Here is a 16,335-nt window from a genome sequence, read left to right as displayed (position 1 = left end):
TCTCCGACCCCTTGGCGGAAGCCCCCGCCGCGTGCTGAACTTCGGCCACCGGCAGGCACGCGGACAACTGCCGGACACATGAACCCGATACCGCACCACGGGGGGTCGGCGCGGACGTCCACGTTCCTGCACTGCTGCACGGCACGCACAACTCGCACTGGCTCGACGACGCGCTTGGGGGAGAAGTGGCGGAAACCGCCCTGTCGGAATCTGTGGTCGGAACACCGGACGTCTGGCGGCTGCGCGCCCGCGGCTGCTGGGCGGAAGCCGCGGCGCTGCTCGCACCGCACTGCGCCAACGACCCGGGAGCCGCACGGCAGCGCGCGGAGATCCTCATCGAAGGCTGCTTCTACCACCTCGACGGCTGGGCCGAGGCCGAGGACGCACTGCGCGTCGCCGAAGCGATGGCCGGCACCGACGAGGAACGCGGCGCCGCCGCCTCCGAACGCGGCTACCTCGCCTACGGCGCCACCCTCCACCACGTCCGCGACCGCGCCGACGAGGCCCGCTCCGCGTTCGGCCGCAGCGCCGCGCTGCTGTCGCCCAGCTCGCCGGGCCGCCCGCTGCTCGACTTCCGCCGCGGCCTCGTCGCCGAACACATCGCCGCCAACCCCGCCGCCGCGCGCGCCGCCTACCGCCGCGCCCACGCCGGGGCGGTCGCGCACGGCAACACCTTCCTGACGTCCTTCACCTGGCGCCACCTCGCCGGACTCGCCGCGGCGGACGGCGACATCGCCGAGGCCCGGCACGGATTCGCCGAATCCCTCCGCCTCCGGGTGACCCTCGGCCACCTCGTCGGCACCGCCCCCGCACTCCTCTCCCTCGCCGAGGTCTCCCCCGACGACGAGGCCGCCCCCCTCCGTGCCGAAGCAACCCGCCTCTTCACCCTCCTGGGCGCGATCCCCACCTGGCTGGCCCCGTCCCTGCGCTGAGCTTGCGCCGGGGGACGCCCCGGGCTGCCCCTAACGGTGGGCTTGTCGCGCGGTTCTCCCCCCGGCTCCGCCCGGGAGGTGCCCCACGCGCCCTGAAAAACGGGTGCCCGAAACGGTAACGGCCTGCGCATGCCGCGCAGGCTGACAAACCAGGGGCGCGGGGAACTGCGCGGCCAGCCACCCACGGCGGGAGATCCCGGCACGGACCGCACGAGGCAGCCCGGAGGGCTGGGGCTCATCCCGTGTAGGAGGCCAGTGTGCGGGTGGGGGTCCAGCCCTGGGACCGGGCGCGGGAGATGTCGAGGACGACCCCGCGGGCGAGCTGGTCCACCGCGTAGCGGGTCAGCGAGGGCTCCCGCCCGGGCCGGACACGGCCCACCGCTTCGGTCGCCCGCGCCGCCAGCCCGGCGAGAGGCACGGGCACGTGCCGCACCCTCGCCCGTACACCGTGGACACCGAGCACGAACCCCACCGCCGCGTCCCGCCCGTACGCGCCCGCGTCGGCGATGTTGTACGCCCCGGGCGCCCACGCGGCAGCGGCAAGGCAGGCCTCCGCCAGGTTCTCCACCGCCGTGAGGCTGAGCCGCACGTCGGAGCCGGGCAGCAGCAGCACTCCCCCGCGGACGCGGGCCAGCAGCCGTGGCACGAGGTGCGGATCCCCCGCGCCGTACACCGCGCGGGGCCGCAGCACGACCGCGCCCGCCGCGAGGGCCAGCGCCTCGCCCGCCGCTTTCGTGCGGCCGTACGCGTTGAGCTGGTCGCGCACCGGATGGTCCTCCGCGACCGGGACGCCCGACCGTGCGACGGGCGCGTAGACGCTGGCGCTGCTCACCCACACCAGGGGCCGCCCGGCGGCGGCCCGCAGCAGCCGGGCGGTGCCCGCGACGTTGACCGCGTGCATGGCGGCCTCCGCGGCCGAGCCCGGTACGGGGTCGCCGACGGCCGCCGCGCAGTGGACGACGACGTCCGCGCCGCCCAGGTCCGGCACCTCCCGCGCCGCGTCCCACGGGACGTGCCGCCCGACCGGCCCCGGACGGCGTCCGACGCACAACACGCGGGCGCCCCGCGCCGCCGCCCGCGCCGCGACGTATCCGCCGCAGAAGCCGCTCGCGCCCGTCACGGCGACGGTGGTCACCGGCCCGCCCGTACGACGAGGGTCCGCCAGCCGGGCAGCGCGGCCCGCCGGTCCACCCGGGCCCGTACGACGACGGGACGGTACGGCGCGAGCGCGGCGAGCACGTCGTCGAGCTGCTCCCGTGCCAGCCGCGCCCCCGGGCACGCGTGGCTCCCGGCCCCGAAGACCAGGTGCGCGAGCGCGGGCGGCGCCGGGTGGCGCACGTCCGGCGGCGTCCGGTGGGCCCGTACGGCGTGCCGGGCGACCAGGACGAGGCGGTCCCCGCGGCGCACCGGGCACCCGCCCAGCTCCGCGTCCGCGGCGGCCACCCGCGGCAGCACCGGCGACGGGGCGGTCACCCGCAGCAGTTCGCCCACGAGCGCGGCCCGGCTGTCCGCGTCCGCCGCGTACCCCCACCATCCCGCCCGCGCGCACCATGCCGCGGCCCGCGGCACCGCCGCGACCGTCGTGTTCACCCCGGCCACGGCGAGCACCCCCGGCAGCCCTCCGGGCCCCACCAGCGACGCCAGCTCCTTCGCGGCCTCCGCGGCCCGCCGCGCCGCGAACGGGCGCCGCGGGCCGGGCAGTTCGGCCCGTACCGCAGCCGCGGCCGCCGCGCCCGCCGCCTCCGCGACGGCCTCCGGCGGCGCCGTCACCCCGAGCAGCGCGCACACCGTGGCGCCCGCCAACTCGCGGGCCAGCGGCACGAGATCCACGTCCCGGCCCGCGGCGAGCGGGGCGATCCGGCGGTCCAGGACCGCACGCCACACGGGCCGCAGCCGCTCCACTCCCGCGGCCCCGAGCCCCTCCGCGACGGCGCGGCGGCTGCCCCGGTGTTCGCCGCCCTCCTCGTCGAACAGGCCCCCGCCGGAGCCGAGTTCCCGCACCGCACCGCCCGTGGTACCGGCCGCGGCGCGATCGAGCGGGATCCGGGTGAGGGCTTCCCGGTACGGCCCGGCCGCGTTCACCACCACGGTGCTCCCCAGCCGGACGACCTCCCTCCTCCGCACCCCCGCGAGCAGGGCGAACAGCACGGGATGAGCCCTGCCGTACACCCGCCGGTCGAACCGCCGTGCGGCCCCTTCACCCACGCGATCCCCCTCCTCGGAGGCGGTCCGCCGCCAGCCGGGCCGCCGCCGCGCGGTCCGGTTTGCGCGAGCGGCCCCCCAGCGGGACGTCCGCCAGGACCACCGCGTCCGGCCGCGCGGCGCCCATCCGGGCGAGCGGAGCCGCCAGCGCCGCCCGCACCTCCCGCGCATCCACACCCGCGACGGGCTGGACGACGGCGACCAGCCGCTCGTCCCCGTCCTCCGCGGGCACGCCCACCAGCAGGGCCAGTTCCACCCCGGCCACGTGCAGCGCGGGCTCGTACAGCCCCGGGTAGATGTTCTCCGCGTCGCGCAGCACCATGTCCTTCACCCGCCCCTCCAGGACGATCCGGCCGCCCCCGTCCGCACCGCCCCGGTCGCCGGTCGCGACCCACTCCTCCGCCGCCTCGCCCAGGTAGCGGTCCCGCGCCGCCGGACCGGCCAGCAGCAACTGGCCGCCGTCGTCCGTACGGGCGCGTACGCCGGGCAGCGGGGCGCCGACGAGGTCCCCGGGGCCCCCGTACGCGGCTTTCTCCGCCTGCTCGACCGCGGCGGCCGGGAAGAGTTCGGTGAGCGCGTAGACACCCCACGCCTCGTCGGCGCCCGCCCGCCGGACGCGGGTGAGGAGTTCGGCGCTCGCGGGGGCGGAGCCCGTCCACACCCGGCCGGTGAAGGCGGCGCCCTCCGCGAGCACCCGCCGCAGCTGAGGCGGCGTCAGATACGTCGCCTGTGGCTTGAGTCGCCGCAACTGGCGGGCCAGCGCACGCGGTGAGCGTGCGGGCAGGGCGACGGGTGCGCCGGAGGCGAGGGAGGGGACGAGGACGAAGAAGGTCCCGCCGAGCACGGGCCGGTCCGGCGCGGGCCGGACGAGATCGGCGACGGTCCGCATCCCGGCGGCCAGCGAGGCCCGGGTGTGGACGACGGCCCGTGGCCGCGACGTCGTCCCGGAGGTGAAGACGATCGCGGCGTCACCGTCCCCGTCCACGGCCCGCGGCAGGACGCCCGACCGCACCCCCGCGTCCAGCGCGGCCGCACAGCCCGGCAGCCGCGGCCCGACGGTGGCGACGGGCCCCAGCTCCGCCAGGTCCGGCAGCGCGAGCTGCGCCCGCCGGGCGAGCGGACGCGCCCACCCGGCCACCGCCTGCGCCGTCGCGTCCGCGAGCACGACATCGGGCCGCGCGAGCGCCAGCCGGGCCCGCAGCACATCGGGCCCGGCCCCCGGATCCAGCACCGCCCCGCGCGCCCCGAGCCGGTGCACGGCCAGCAGCACCGCGAGCGCCCGCGGCCCCGGCCGCACGGCGACCCCGACCGTCCCGCCCACCCCGACCCCCCGCGCGTGCAGCGCCCGCGCGTACCGGTCGGCGAGATCACCCAGCTCCCCCCGGGTGACGGCAGTCCGCACACCCCGCAACACGGCAGGCCTCTCCGGCGCCTTGCGCAGCCCCCGCGCGAGTTCGTCCAGCACGATCCGATTCCCCCTATGACGAAGCCGAGTTCGAACAACACCCCCACCGACAGGCAGCCGCCCATCCGCCCCGGAGGGGGACGGTGCGGGGTGCCCCCGCAGGAATGCGCTTGTCAGTCCCTCACCAACACGGCAAGAGGCCGAACGCGCATTCCGAGGAGGTGCCCCGTGGCGGCCCCCGCCCCACCCGCGGCGCGCCGCGACAGGGGCGCGTGGGGGCACCTCCCAGGCGGAGCCTGGGGGAGAACTGCGCGCTCAGCCCCCACCGGCAGAGGGTCGCACGACAAACCGCACCACCCACCCCCAAGCGCAACCGCACCTCACCGCGGATCCTCCCCCCGCACCCCCGCCCCGCGGTCCAGGTACCAGCGCGCCGTCCCCACCACCCCGTACGCCCGCAGCCGCCGCGTGGAGTTCTCCACGACCATGCCCCGGGCGTGCACGATCGACGCGGTGTGCCGCCGCACCCGGTTGAGGAAGAGGCGATCCGTCGGCGACGGACGCCTCGGCATGCCCCCCACCGCCTCGTACAGCGCCGCGGTGACGGCCATGTTGTTGCCGGCGTGCATGCGGTAGGGCGCGAGGTAGCCGTGGCTGCGGCGGTGCGCGGGGCGGAGCCGGCCGAAGAGCGCGGCGGCGCGCACGAGCCCGCGGAAGGCCGCGCGCCCGAGCGCCCCGTGCTCGTCGCGGCGCGCGTCGATGCGGCCGCAGACGAGCCCCGCGCCGTGCGCGAGCGCGTCGCGTGCCGCGGCGGTCCAGTCGGGCCGGGGCAGGCAGTCCGCGTCGGTGCGGGCGAGTAGCGTGGCCCCGCTGCGTATCGCGTAGCGGAATCCGGTGTCGACGGCGCAGCCGACGCCCTTGTCGGGCTCGTCGATGACGTGCACGGGGAAGGGCGCCCAGCGGGCGAAGTCGCAGGCGAGCGCGGATGTGCCGTCCGTGGAGGCGTTGTCGACGACGACGAGGGTGAAGTCGCGGTCGCGTTGCGCGGCGAGCGCTTCGAGTGTGCCGCTGATGCGCGCGGCCTCCTGGTGGGCGGGGACGACGACCCACAGCGCGCTCATGCCTTCTCCCAGACCATCGACATGACGCTGGCGCCGCCGCCGAGTCCGACGAAGAGCACCCGGTCGCCGGGGGCGAGCCCGGCGTGGACGCGGTCGAGCTGGACGCCGAGGGTGGCGCTGGCCATGTTGCCGAGTTCGGGGACGGTGACGACGAGCCGGTCGCGCGGCACCCCGGTGAGTTCCACGAAGCGGTCGAGGTAGGGCAGGGTGACCTGGTGGACGAGGACGTACCGGAAGTCGTCCCATTCCAGTCCGGTGCGCTCGCGCATGCGGTCGAGCACGCGCATGCCGAACCGTTCGAAGACGGTGCGCAGTTGGCGGCCGTCGCCGTGGAAGTAGGTGTGCTCGTCGCCGCGCGGGTGGCGCGAGCCGCCGCCGAAGATGCCGCCGAGCGGCCAGTGTTCGGAGCGGGTCTCGGTGTCGACGTCGAGGATGCCGCCGCGTGCGACGGGTTCGACGACGACGGCGGCTCCGGCGTCACCGAAGGTGTAGCCCGCGAAGCCGTCCTTGAGCTGGTCGGGGCCGGACGGGGAGTGCCGTACGGCGCGGCTGGGGGTCTCGCCGGTGACGACGAGGGCGCGGCGGGCGCGTCCGGCGAGGATCATCGCACGGGCGGTGTCGATGCCGTTGACGAAGCTGTTGCAGGCGTTGGTGACGTCCAGCGCGTGGGCGCTGGAGCCGAGTTCGGCCTGGACGATGTGGGCGGTGGCGGGTTCGACGACGTCGCGGGTGGCGGAGGCGAAGACCAGGAGGTCGAGGTCGCCGGGTGCCAGGTCCGCGCGGGCGAGTGCGGTGCGGGCCGCGCGGACGGCGAGGGTCGAGGCGTACTCGCCCTCCCCGGCGGCGCGGCGGGTGGCGATCCCGGTGGCCCGCTCGACCATCCGGGGCGGCAGCCGCAGTCCGGCCGCCGCGCTGATCCGCTCCTGCAACTCGGCTGAGCTGACGCTCCGTTCGGGCAGCCATGCGGCTGCCGCGGTGATGCCCGCCCGTATCGCGCGGGGTGCGACGCCCGCGCGGGGCGCGGTGGTCTGGAGGTCCGTTGCCATGCCGCGATGCTATGAGCCGATTCGAACATCTTGCCTGAGTACGCGTACTCAATCGCCTTACGCCACGGCCTCCTTGCGGACAACGCCGAGCCGCGTACGCACCCGGCGTGGGGGCCCCTGGGCGCTCTCACCGCCTGAGGGTCGGGGCGCCGAGGACGAGATCGCCCATCAGGCAGTGGGGGTTGGGCTCGGTGTCGGAGAAGACGATGGTCAGCCGCAGGCCGCCGGTCACGGGGACGTCGATCGAGGCGGGACGGCCGACGTCGACCTCTTCGGTGTACACCTGCTGGTCGTCGACGTAGAGCGTGACTTTCGCGGCGATGTCGGAGGAGTCGTCGTCGATCCCGGCGACCATGGTGAGGCGGTTCCAGTCGCGTCCCAGGTTGTAGGAGACCGATCCCCCGCAGCGGGCCGTCCGCCCGTTGTCGACGACGAGCGCCTCGGGGTAGGGGGTGGTGTCGACGGTTCCGCTGCCGTTCTCCAGGGAGCCGTCCGGGTCGCGGGCGACGGGCTGGAGATCCGTCAGGGACAGGGTGGACGGCGTCGTCGTGGGCGGCTCGGTGGTGGGTTCGGTGCCCGGGGCCGCCGCGGGGGCGGAGGACGGCGCCGGGCTCGTGGTGCCCGTGGAACCGGGCTGCGGGGTGTCCCGGTCCTTGGCGGACCCGCCGCCGGACCCGTGGTCGGTGACGAGGTAGGCGACGAGGGAGACCGCGATGACCGCGGCGAGGACGGCGAACGCGACCAGCGCCCCGCGCGGCCCCCGGGACCGGGCCGGGGGCGGGCCGGGCTGGAGCAGTGTGCCCGGCCGGTAGGGCTCGGTCGGCCGGGGCGGCGCCGCGGGCGCGGCCGGGTACGCGGAGGGCGGCGGCGCGTACGGCGAGGCGGCGGGCCCCGCGGAAGCGGACCCGGCGGCGGGCGGAACCGCGCGCAGCGTCTGCGCCTCGGGCGAGGGCGTGCTCCCGACGGACCGGCGCAGCTCCGCGACCCACGCCGTCAGCTCCCGGGGCCGCCGCTCCGGGTCGGCCGCGGCGATGGCGCACAGCTGTTCGCGGGTGTCCGTGGGCAGCGCCGCGAGCTGCGGGAGGGCGCCGAGGGCGTGCGCCAGCTGGTCGGGGACGACCGGCGGCGGCTGGCCGCTGAGCAGGAAGTAGGCGAGGCCGCCGAAGGCGTAGCGGTCGGTGGCGGGGGTCCGCTTGCCCTCGAAGACCTCGGGCGCGGCGTATCCGGGGGTGAACCACACCTGGGCGGTGCTGCCTTCGGCGGTGAGCTTGCTGAGCCCGAAGTCGACGAGGGTGGTCCGGCCGCGCTCGTCGACCATGACGTTGCCGGGCGAGAGGTCGCCGTGCACGACGAGCCGGCGCGAGGGGGTGGCGAGTCCGGAGTGCAGGAAGTCGAGCGTCTCGGCGAGCTGGGCGAGGACGTGGGCGACCTCCTGCCGATCCGCGCCGTCCGCGGGGTCGCGCGCGGCGCGCCAGTCGCGCAGGTCGAGCCCGTCCACGTAGTTAAGCACCAGGACGAGGGCGCGGCCGCTCACCGTGGCGGCCTCGCCGGGGCGGTGGACGGGCTGGGCCTCGAAGTACTCGCGCACGCCGACGACGCCGGGGCGGTGCACGAAGCGCAGCAGTTCCGCCTGCTCCTTCCAGCGGCGGCCGATCCGCTCGAACTCCTCCTGGTTCACGGTGGCGGCGGTGTCGAAGACCTTGAGGACGACCGGCTCGGTCTGCCCGGCGAGTTCGAGTTCGGCGAGGAAGAGCAGCGCCTCGCCGCCCCTGCCGAGCGAGCGGACCAGCCGGTAGCGGTCCGGTTCCGTCTCCGGACCGATCCGCTGAGACGTGTCCGCACCGGTCACGACGCCCCCCACCCCGACGAACCTCATGAACCCGACAGATCGGCCCACGGAACGCATCCGTCGCCGACGGGACGACTGTAGTGCGGCGGAAGGGCCGCCGGTGGCCGTTCCCCGGCCAATGGCCGCACTGCCACCCGGAGGACGGAATTCCCCCGGTGCACCCTTGCGCCGCAGGTCAGGGGGGCCGCGCCGGGCTCGCCCACCGGGGCGACGGGCTCGGGCGGCGGGCTCAGACAGCGGCTCAGGCGGCGGGCTCAGGGGCAGGCGGCGAGGTGGGTGCGCAGCAGCGGCTCGGTCGGGGCGCCGGTGGCGAGCGCGTCGAGCAGGGCGTGGTGGTGCGCGGCGTGGGCGCGCAGGTCGGGGCGCGGGCCCTCGGTGGGCCACTGGGCGCGGCGGTGCAGGCCGTCGGCGACGTCGAGCAGGTGGGTGTTGCCCATGTGCCGCAGCAGCGCGCGGTGGAAGGCCCGGTCGGCCTCGGCGTACCCGGCGCGGTCGCCGGACGCGGCGGCGGCCTGCGCGGCGTCGGCGAGCGGCCGCAGCTCGGCCCAGCGGGCGGCCGGGACGCTGCGGGCCAGCGACTGCACGACGGGTATCTCGACCAGCATCCGCACCTGCGCGATCTCCGCGAGGTCGGCGGGTGTGCTGCGGGTCACCCGGAAGCCGCGGTTGGGCAGCACCTCCAGGGCGCCCTCCTGGGCGAGCAGCTGCATGGCCTCCCGGACGGGCGTGGCCGAAACGCCGTAGCGCGCGGCGAGCGCGGGCGCGGAGTGCACCGAGCCCGGCGGCAGCTCGGCGGTGAGCAGCGCGGCCCGCAGCTCGGCGAGCACCTGCCCGCGTACGGAGTGCCGCTCGGGCATCCGCCGCGGCTCGGGCAGCGGCGCCCGGCCGTGGGCGCCGTCCCGCAGGGACGCTGAAGCCTCCATCAGCCGCTCCACCTCTCCCGTCCCGTCGTTGTGGCCGGACCGCCCGGCTGGGATACCGCGCGCCCCCTGGGTCACCCCTATGGCGTACTGCGGTGAGCATAATCGCCGTTCCCGCAGGGTAAGGTAAGGCTCACCTTTGCTGATCTTCGGCTCCCCGGAGGGCCCCCGCATGTCCGTGACCAGCACCGCTTACGCCCGGCTCGCCGCGGCCTTCCCCGGCCTGCGGGTCGCCGAGGGTGCGCCGCGCTCCGGCGGCGGCTGGGTCGGGGCGGCGGAGCTGGCGGCGGGCGGCGCGGCCCTGGACGCCTTCACCGGGCAGGACACCGAGGAGCTGACGCGCGAGTACGGCCGCCCGCCGCGCCCGCACGTCGCGGCCGCGCTCGCCCTGCACCGCTACGCCTGGCCCGCGTGCCTGCTCTTCACGGTGCCGTGGTTCCTGCACCGCCGGGTGCCGCGGCTGCCGGTCGCGGAGGTGTCCTTCCACCGCGCGACGGGCGCCATGACCGTACGCACCGGCGCCTTCGCCTGCCTGCCGGACGACCCGGCGGCGGACCTGCCGGGGGCGCGTACGGTGCCGGACGAGGCGGCGCTGCGCGACGAGCTGCGGGTGGCGGTGGCCGAGCATCTGGCGCCGCTGCTGGACGCGTTCGGGCCGCGTATGCGGCGCGGGCCGCGCGCACTGTGGGCGATGGCGACCGACGAGATCACCGAAGGCCTGTACTACATCGCGGGGTTGCTGGGCGAGCAGGAGCGTGCCGCCGCGGAGCTGACCGGGCTGCTGCCGGGCGGCACCGCCCCGTTCGCGGGCGGCGCGGGCTTCCGTACCGCGTCCCTCGCGGGCAACGGGGGCGCGCCCGCGGACGGTTGCGCGCGCGACCGGCTCACCTGCTGCCTCTTCTACACCGTCAGCCCCGAGCAGAGTTGCGTTTCGTGCCCGCGCGCGACCGCTTCCGACCGGATCGGGCGCCGCGCGGCGGCGGCCTGACGGGCCGCGCTACGATCTCGCTCAACTAGACTGCTCTGGCACGCGAGTTCGAGCAAACGTCCCTCTTCACGGGATTTCGCCGGGACTCTTGTGCCATAACGTCTGCACTCACCCGCGCTCTTCGCAAAGATGTCGGTCGTACGCCGTCCCGCGGCCCGAGCGCGACGGGAAGCGACTCTAGGAAACGCATATGAGAGACATATCGCTGGACTGGGTGCTCTCGGGCATCGTAGGCCTGGTCGTGCTCGCGGCGTGCGCGGTCGTGTTCCGCACCCGCCGCACGCAGAACGCGGAGAACAAGCCCGCGGACTCCTGGGAGCGCAGCGAGGAGCGCCGCCGCCGCAAGGAGGCGGTCTACGGCAGCGCGTCGTACGTACTGCTGTTCTGCTGCGCCGCGGTCGCGGCCGCGCTCTCCTTCCACGGCCTGGTGGGCTTCGGCCGGGAGAACCTGAACCTGACCGGCGGGTGGGAGTACCTGGTGCCGTTCGGCCTGGACGGGGCGGCGATGTTCTGCTCCGTGCTGGCGGTGCGGGAGGCCAGCCACGGTGACGCGGCACTGGGCTCGCGCATGCTGGTGTGGCTGTTCGCGGGCGCCGCGGCCTGGTTCAACTGGGTGCACGCGCCGCGCGGCATGGGCCACGCCGGCGCGCCGCAGTTCTTCGCCGGCATGTCGCTGTCGGCCGCGGTTCTCTTCGACCGCGCCCTGAAGCAGACCCGCCGGGCGGCGCTGCGCGAGCAGGGCCTCGTGCCGCGCCCGCTGCCGCAGATCCGCATGGTGCGCTGGCTGCGCGCCCCGCGCGAGACCTTCGCCGCGTGGTCGCTGATGCTGCTGGAGGGCGTCCGCTCGCTCGACGAGGCGGTCGAGGAGGTCCGCGAGGACAAGCGGCAGCGCGAGAACAACCAGCTGCGCCGCCGCGAGCACGACCGGCTGGAGCGGGCCAAGATCAAGGCGCTGAGCCGGCAGGGCCGTTCCTGGCCGCGCGGCGGTGGCGGCCGCCAGGTGCCGATGGAGCTGCCCGCGACGAGCCTGGCCGGTGCGGCCGAGGCCTCCTCGGAGCCCGCCATAACCGGTTCCGGCTCGGCCTCGTCCGACCTCCCCGTCCGGGCGCTGCCCGCGCTCCAGCCGGTGCGCGACGAGGCCGCGGAGGGCGCCGGAAAGGCGGCGGCCGCCGGGTCCTTTCCGATCGACCTGACGGCCGAGGACGACACCATGACGCTGCCGCGGCTGGACTCGCTGGAGCGCAAACTGGCCGAGATGGAGCGGCAGTTCGGCTGACCGCCGCAGCACCGAGGACCGCGCGGGACCGCGTACGGGCACTGGCCGCCCGTACGCGGTCCCGCTGCTTCTGCGGGCGGACCCCGCGGATCGCTCACCGCGAACTGCCGCCTCTCCAGCGCCGGTTGCCGCTAGCGTCGGTCGCCTGACTCGGCAACCGGGAGGCGGCGGCAGTGGACGAGGGCGTACGGGGCAGGGCGGCGGTCGTCACGGGCGGCTCGCGGGGGATCGGACGGGCTGTCGTGGAACGGCTGTGCGCGGACGGGGCCGAGGTCGTCTTCGGCTACCGCAGCGACGAGCGCGCGGCGGCCGACGTCACGGCCGCGGTCCGCGCGGCGGGCGGCCGGGCGCACGCCGTCCGCGTCGACCTGGCCGACCCGGACGGGCCGGAGGAGCTGATGCGCACCGCCGAGGAGCAGCTCGGCGGCCTCGACATCCTGGTCAACAACGCGGCGTTCTCGCACAAGGCGACGACGCTCGCCGAGACCGGCACCGACCTCTTCGACGCGGTGCTCGCGGTGAACACCCGCGCGGTCTTCCTGACGCTACGGTACGCGGCCCGCCGGATGCGCGACGGCGGGCGGATCGTCACCGTCTCGTCGGTCAACACCGCGCGGGCCGCGCGCGGCATCGGGGCGTACGCGGCGAGCAAGGGCGCGATCGAGCAGCTCACGGCGGTGGCCGCGCAGGAGCTGGGACCGCGTGGCATCACTGCGAACACGGTGTCGCCCGGCGCCACGGACACCGACCTGCTGCGGTCGGTCAACCCGGCGGAGGCGCTGGAAGCCGTCGCCGGGATCACCCCGCTCGGCCGGCTCGGGCTGCCGTCCGACATCGCCGCCGTCGTCGCCTTCCTCACCGGCCCCGACGGCCGCTGGATCACCGGCCAGAACCTGCGCGCGACGGGCGGCCTGGCCTAGGGTCCGTCCGCTAGGCGCCGCCCGGCGGAGGGCGCCTCGCACGACCTGGGGTGCCCTGACCCGGCGCGCCTCAGGCGGCGGCGGCCGCGTCGATCTCGAACCACACGACCTTGCCCGCTCCGCGCGCCTGGACGCCCCACGTGTCGGCGAGCGCCTCGACGAGGAGCAGCCCGCGGCCGGATGTCGCGTCGTCGGCGGGGCGTCCGCCACCGGGCGGGCGGCGGCCGAGCGAGTCGTGCACCTCCACCCGCAGTTTGCGCGCGGGGCCCGCGGAGAGTGTGGCCGTCAGCACGGCGCCGCCGCCGGTGTGCTGGAGCGCGTTGGTGACGATCTCGGTGGTGAGCAGTTCGGCGGTGTCGGCGAGTGCCGGTACACCCCACTGGCGCAGGTGGTCCCGCAGGCGTCTGCGCGATTCCGCGACGGCCCGCAGATCCGCGCGACGGACCGCGTACCGTAGACGATTCCCCGTGCTGTCCGTGAGCCTCCCCCGTTCTGGTCCGGACCGATTCCCCTGACAGAGGCATGCCCCGCGTGCACCCCGTCCAGTCCTGTGACGCGCGCGACGGCGCGGCACGCGGGGCGGACGCGGGACGGCGGGGCCTGCCGGGGCGGCGGAGCAGCAACGGGCTTTCCGCCAGGGGACCTTGATAGGTCGGATGTATAACGTGCCGATGTCTTGACACGACCCCACCCTCCCGCCACTGTGTGGCCCATTCACCCCTCGCCATCCATGGGTGAATGCGCCTGTACCACAGGTCTTCTCGCCTCAGGAGGAACCGCTCGTGAACCGAAAGCCCCACACTTTCGGCCGACGCCGAATGATCCGACCACCAGCCCTGGCCGTTGCGGCGCTGCTCGCGGCCGGTGTGCTGGTCCCCGCCGTCTCCCCCACGTCCGCTTCGGCGGCGACGGCGACCACCGCGTGGCAGAACGGCAGCTACCACGTGGACACACCCAACGTGGTGCGCCGCTCCGACATCGTGCTGGGCTCGCCCAACTCCCAGGCCGCGCAGTCGCTGCCGCTCGGCAACGGCTCGCTCGGCGTCGCCGCGTGGGCGGCCGGCGGCTTCACCGCACAGCTCAACCGGGCCGACACGCTGCCCGGCCGCAAGTCGCCGGGCCAGGTGCAGATCCCGGGCCTGTCCAAGCTCACCGGCGCCCTGGACTTCAAGGGCACCCTCGACCTCTACACCGGGGTGCTCACCGAGACCGGCGGCGGCATGACGCTCAAGGCATGGGTGTCGGCCACCAAGGACGAACTGATCGTCGACGTGACCGGCGCCGACCCGAACACCGCGCAGTCCGCGACCGTCAGCCTGTGGTCGGGCCGCAGCCCGCAGGCCGCCGCGTCCGGTGCGATCGGCACCCTCGCCGAGACGTGGGTGGACAACCAGGAGGCCGGTTACTCCGGGAAGACGTTCGGCTCGCTCGCCGCGCTGTCGGCGGGCGGCCGCAACGTGTCGGCCCAGGTCGTCAACAGCACCCAGGTGAAGGTCGACTTCACGCCGAACACCGACGGTTCGTACCGCGTGATCGTCGGCTCCCCCACCTGGACGGGCGGCAACGCCGGCAGCACCGCGTCGGGCCTGCTGGGCTCGGACGCGACCGCCGCCGAGTCGTCGCTGCTCGGCTCGCAGCAGTCGTGGTGGGCCAACTACTGGGCGAACACCGGCATCCTGGAGGCCAACTCCTCGGACGGCCAGGCCCAGTACATGGAGTCGCTGCGCACGATCTACCTCTTCATGGAGGCCGCCTCGATGCGCGGGACCATCCCGGGCAGCCAGGCGGGCGTGGCCGACATGTTCAACTTCGGCCAGGACCACCAGAACTGGACGCCCTCGGCGACCTGGCTGTGGAATCTGCGCACCCAGATCTCCGCGAACATGTCCTCGGGCAACTTCGCCCTCAACATCCCGATCTTCAACCTCTACCAGAACAGCCTCGCCGGTATCGAGGCATGGACCAAGCAGCAGATGGGCGGCCTCCCCGGCGCCTGCGTGCCCGAGGTCATGCGCTTCAACGGCAACGGCGGCGACCCGGGCGCCGGGGCCAACGCGGCGTGCAGCCAGCCCGGCAGCCCCAACTGGAACGCGCTGAACGTCACTTCGGGCGCGGAGATCAGCCTCTACGTGTGGCAGCAGTACCAGGACACCGGCGACCTGAACTTCCTGCGGACCTACTACCCGCTGATGAAGGACTCCGCGGTCTTCCTGCTCGCCTACCAGAAGGTCGGCTCCGACGGGAAGCTGCACGCGGTCGCCAACGCGCACGAGACCCAGTGGGCGGTGCAGGACCCGACCACCGACCTCGCGGCGGACGCCGCCCTCTTCCCGGCGGTGATCAAGGCGGCGCAACTGCTGAACACCGGTGACACCACCCTGATCAACCAGCTCACCACCGCGCAGGGCCAGATACCGGACTGGGCGCGTACGGACTACGGCCGCACGCAGGTGCTGCCGCCGTCCGCCGACGCGCAGGGCAACGACATGATCGCGGACTCCTACCAGCCGACCGCGCAGATCAGGAACAGCGAGAACATCGGCCTGGAGCCGGTGTGGCCGTACAACCTCATCACCGACGAGCCGGGCGCGCTGCACGACCTGGGCGTGCGCACCTACAACCACCGGCCGGTGACCGGCGGCAACGACTGGAGCATGGACGCCATCGACGCCGCCCGGCTGGGGCTGGCGAGCGAGGTCGCGGCCAAGCTGGTGTCCATCACGCAGGGCCACCAGGTCTACATCAACGGCCTGGCCGACCTCGGCAACAGCGTGGGCACGGAAGGCTACATCGAGCAGATCTCGGGGGTCGCCACCGCGCTGAACGAGGCGCTGGTGCAGGACTACGACGGGCTGCTGCGAATCGCGCCCGCGTGGCCGTCCGGCTGGGACGTCAGCGGCACGGTCGCGGTGCAGGGCAACACCAAGGTCGATGTGCAGGTGCAGGGCGGCACCCCGGTCACGGTCGCCATCCAGGCCGGGTCGTCGCAGACCATGCGTGTGCGCAACCCCTGGCCGGGCCAGGCGATCCGGGTCGTCAACGGGTCGTCGGGCGCGGTCGTGGTCTCCTCCACCACCGCGGGCACCATCAGCGTGCCCGTCTCCTCCGGCCAGTCCTACCTGGTCGAGCGCACCGGCACGCCCACGAGTTCGCTGCCGTACGCGCAGGTCGGCGGTTCGCCCGCGACCGCCGCCAAGCACCTGGGCAACGTCCAGATCGGCCTGGACGGCGGGGGCGGCACCAACCCCGGCAACGGCAGCGTCATCAGCCTGCGGGCGCACGCCAACGGCGACTACGTCACGGCCGAGGACGCCGGGGCGTCACCGCTGATCGCCAACCGCACGGCGATCGGGCCGTGGGAGCAGTTCGACGAGATCGACGCGGGCGGCGGCTACATCGCGCTGCGCGCGCACGCCAACAACAAGTACGTCACCGCCGACAACGCCGGAGCCGCGCCGCTGCTGGCGAAGGTCGACGCGGTCGGCACCTGGGAGCAGTTCCAGCTGATCCACAACGGTGACGGCAGCGTCAGCCTCAAGGCGCGCGTCAACGGCGACTACGTGACCGCGGAGAACGGGGGCGCCGCGGCGCTCATCGCCAACCGCACCGCGATCGGCCCCTGGGAGGAGTTCGACCTGATCACCGGCTGACCGCACCCGCACGGCAGGCAGCGTGC

General features: G+C 75.1%; 13 protein-coding genes. 5 read left to right on the top strand and 8 right to left on the bottom strand.

Annotated elements, in window-relative coordinates; translation table 11 throughout:
* The first annotated feature begins 185 nt into the window (after window positions 1–185).
* Window positions 186–932, top strand: coding sequence for a hypothetical protein (locus ACH4PY_RS10175; protein ID WP_398178443.1), 747 nt, complete (start codon window positions 186–188; stop codon window positions 930–932).
* A 235-nt stretch (window positions 933–1,167) separates the two neighbouring features.
* Here ACH4PY_RS10175 and ACH4PY_RS10170 read toward each other — a convergent pair whose 3' ends face one another.
* The 7 genes from ACH4PY_RS10170 to ACH4PY_RS10140 form a co-directional block, all read right to left on the bottom strand.
* Window positions 1,168–2,067 (bottom strand): NAD-dependent epimerase/dehydratase family protein, encoded by a 900-nt coding sequence (locus ACH4PY_RS10170; protein WP_398178440.1) that lies wholly within the window; start codon window positions 2,065–2,067, stop codon window positions 1,168–1,170.
* The gene (locus tag ACH4PY_RS10165; RefSeq protein ID WP_398178438.1) at window positions 2,064–3,137 is read right to left on the bottom strand and encodes a cytochrome P450; all 1,074 of its coding nucleotides are present in this window, start codon (window positions 3,135–3,137) and stop codon (window positions 2,064–2,066) included. The genes ACH4PY_RS10170 and ACH4PY_RS10165 overlap by 4 nt, the downstream gene beginning before the upstream one ends.
* Window positions 3,130–4,599: an AMP-binding protein gene (locus tag ACH4PY_RS10160; RefSeq protein WP_398178435.1), complete on the bottom strand. Its 1,470-nt coding sequence runs from the start codon at window positions 4,597–4,599 to the stop codon at window positions 3,130–3,132. The genes ACH4PY_RS10165 and ACH4PY_RS10160 overlap by 8 nt, the downstream gene beginning before the upstream one ends.
* Window positions 4,600–4,919: 320 nt before the next feature.
* Window positions 4,920–5,660, bottom strand: coding sequence for a glycosyltransferase family A protein (locus tag ACH4PY_RS10155; protein ID WP_398178432.1), 741 nt, complete (start codon window positions 5,658–5,660; stop codon window positions 4,920–4,922).
* A complete protein-coding gene (locus ACH4PY_RS10150) occupies window positions 5,657–6,706 on the bottom strand; it encodes a 3-oxoacyl-ACP synthase III family protein (protein ID WP_398178429.1) in 1,050 nt (349 codons plus the stop codon). Before ACH4PY_RS10150 ends, ACH4PY_RS10155 begins: the two co-directional genes overlap by 4 nt.
* Before the next feature lie 127 nt (window positions 6,707–6,833).
* On the bottom strand, window positions 6,834–8,555 hold the full coding sequence (locus tag ACH4PY_RS10145; protein ID WP_398178426.1) for a protein kinase: 1,722 nt from the start codon (window positions 8,553–8,555) through the stop codon (window positions 6,834–6,836).
* Window positions 8,556–8,809: 254 nt separating this feature from the next.
* Window positions 8,810–9,478, bottom strand: coding sequence for a GntR family transcriptional regulator (locus ACH4PY_RS10140; RefSeq protein ID WP_398178423.1), 669 nt, complete (start codon window positions 9,476–9,478; stop codon window positions 8,810–8,812).
* A 169-nt stretch (window positions 9,479–9,647) separates the two neighbouring features.
* Here ACH4PY_RS10140 and ACH4PY_RS10135 point away from each other — a divergent pair, with 169 nt between their 5' ends.
* From ACH4PY_RS10135 to ACH4PY_RS10125, 3 genes are all read left to right on the top strand, one after another.
* Window positions 9,648–10,463, top strand: coding sequence for an iron-sulfur protein (locus tag ACH4PY_RS10135; protein ID WP_398178420.1), 816 nt, complete (start codon window positions 9,648–9,650; stop codon window positions 10,461–10,463).
* A 190-nt stretch (window positions 10,464–10,653) separates the two neighbouring features.
* Window positions 10,654–11,739, top strand: a complete 1,086-nt coding sequence (locus ACH4PY_RS10130) for a DUF2637 domain-containing protein (protein ID WP_398178417.1) — start codon at window positions 10,654–10,656, stop codon at window positions 11,737–11,739.
* A 173-nt stretch (window positions 11,740–11,912) separates the two neighbouring features.
* Window positions 11,913–12,659 (top strand): SDR family oxidoreductase, encoded by a 747-nt coding sequence (locus tag ACH4PY_RS10125; RefSeq protein WP_398178414.1) that lies wholly within the window; start codon window positions 11,913–11,915, stop codon window positions 12,657–12,659.
* 70 nt (window positions 12,660–12,729) lie between these two features.
* On the opposite strand, the gene ACH4PY_RS10120 is transcribed toward ACH4PY_RS10125, so the two are convergent.
* Window positions 12,730–13,233, bottom strand: a complete 504-nt coding sequence (locus tag ACH4PY_RS10120; RefSeq protein WP_398178411.1) for an ATP-binding protein — start codon at window positions 13,231–13,233, stop codon at window positions 12,730–12,732.
* 244 nt (window positions 13,234–13,477) lie between these two features.
* Between ACH4PY_RS10120 and ACH4PY_RS10115 the strand changes: the two genes are divergently transcribed.
* Complete coding sequence (locus tag ACH4PY_RS10115) at window positions 13,478–16,309, top strand: fascin domain-containing protein (RefSeq protein WP_398178407.1); 2,832 nt, start codon at window positions 13,478–13,480, stop codon at window positions 16,307–16,309.
* Window positions 16,310–16,335: the final 26 nt, after the last annotated feature.

This window comes from Streptomyces sp. NPDC021224 (assembly GCF_044332905.1).
Taxonomy (GTDB): Bacteria; Actinomycetota; Actinomycetes; order Streptomycetales; family Streptomycetaceae; genus Actinacidiphila.
Note: the sequence above shows the minus strand (reverse complement) of the source record. Positions and strands in the feature narration are given on the sequence as shown.

Coding starts and splice junctions, on each gene's coding strand:
- ACH4PY_RS10140 (WP_398178423.1), bottom strand. CDS start 9,478: ATGGAGGCTTCAGCGTCCCTGCGGGACGGCGCCCACGGCCGGGCGCCG.
- ACH4PY_RS10150 (WP_398178429.1), bottom strand. CDS start 6,706: ATGGCAACGGACCTCCAGACCACCGCGCCCCGCGCGGGCGTCGCACCC.
- ACH4PY_RS10130 (WP_398178417.1), top strand. CDS start 10,654: ATGAGAGACATATCGCTGGACTGGGTGCTCTCGGGCATCGTAGGCCTG.
- ACH4PY_RS10115 (WP_398178407.1), top strand. CDS start 13,478: ATGATCCGACCACCAGCCCTGGCCGTTGCGGCGCTGCTCGCGGCCGGT.
- ACH4PY_RS10135 (WP_398178420.1), top strand. CDS start 9,648: ATGTCCGTGACCAGCACCGCTTACGCCCGGCTCGCCGCGGCCTTCCCC.
- ACH4PY_RS10155 (WP_398178432.1), bottom strand. CDS start 5,660: ATGAGCGCGCTGTGGGTCGTCGTCCCCGCCCACCAGGAGGCCGCGCGC.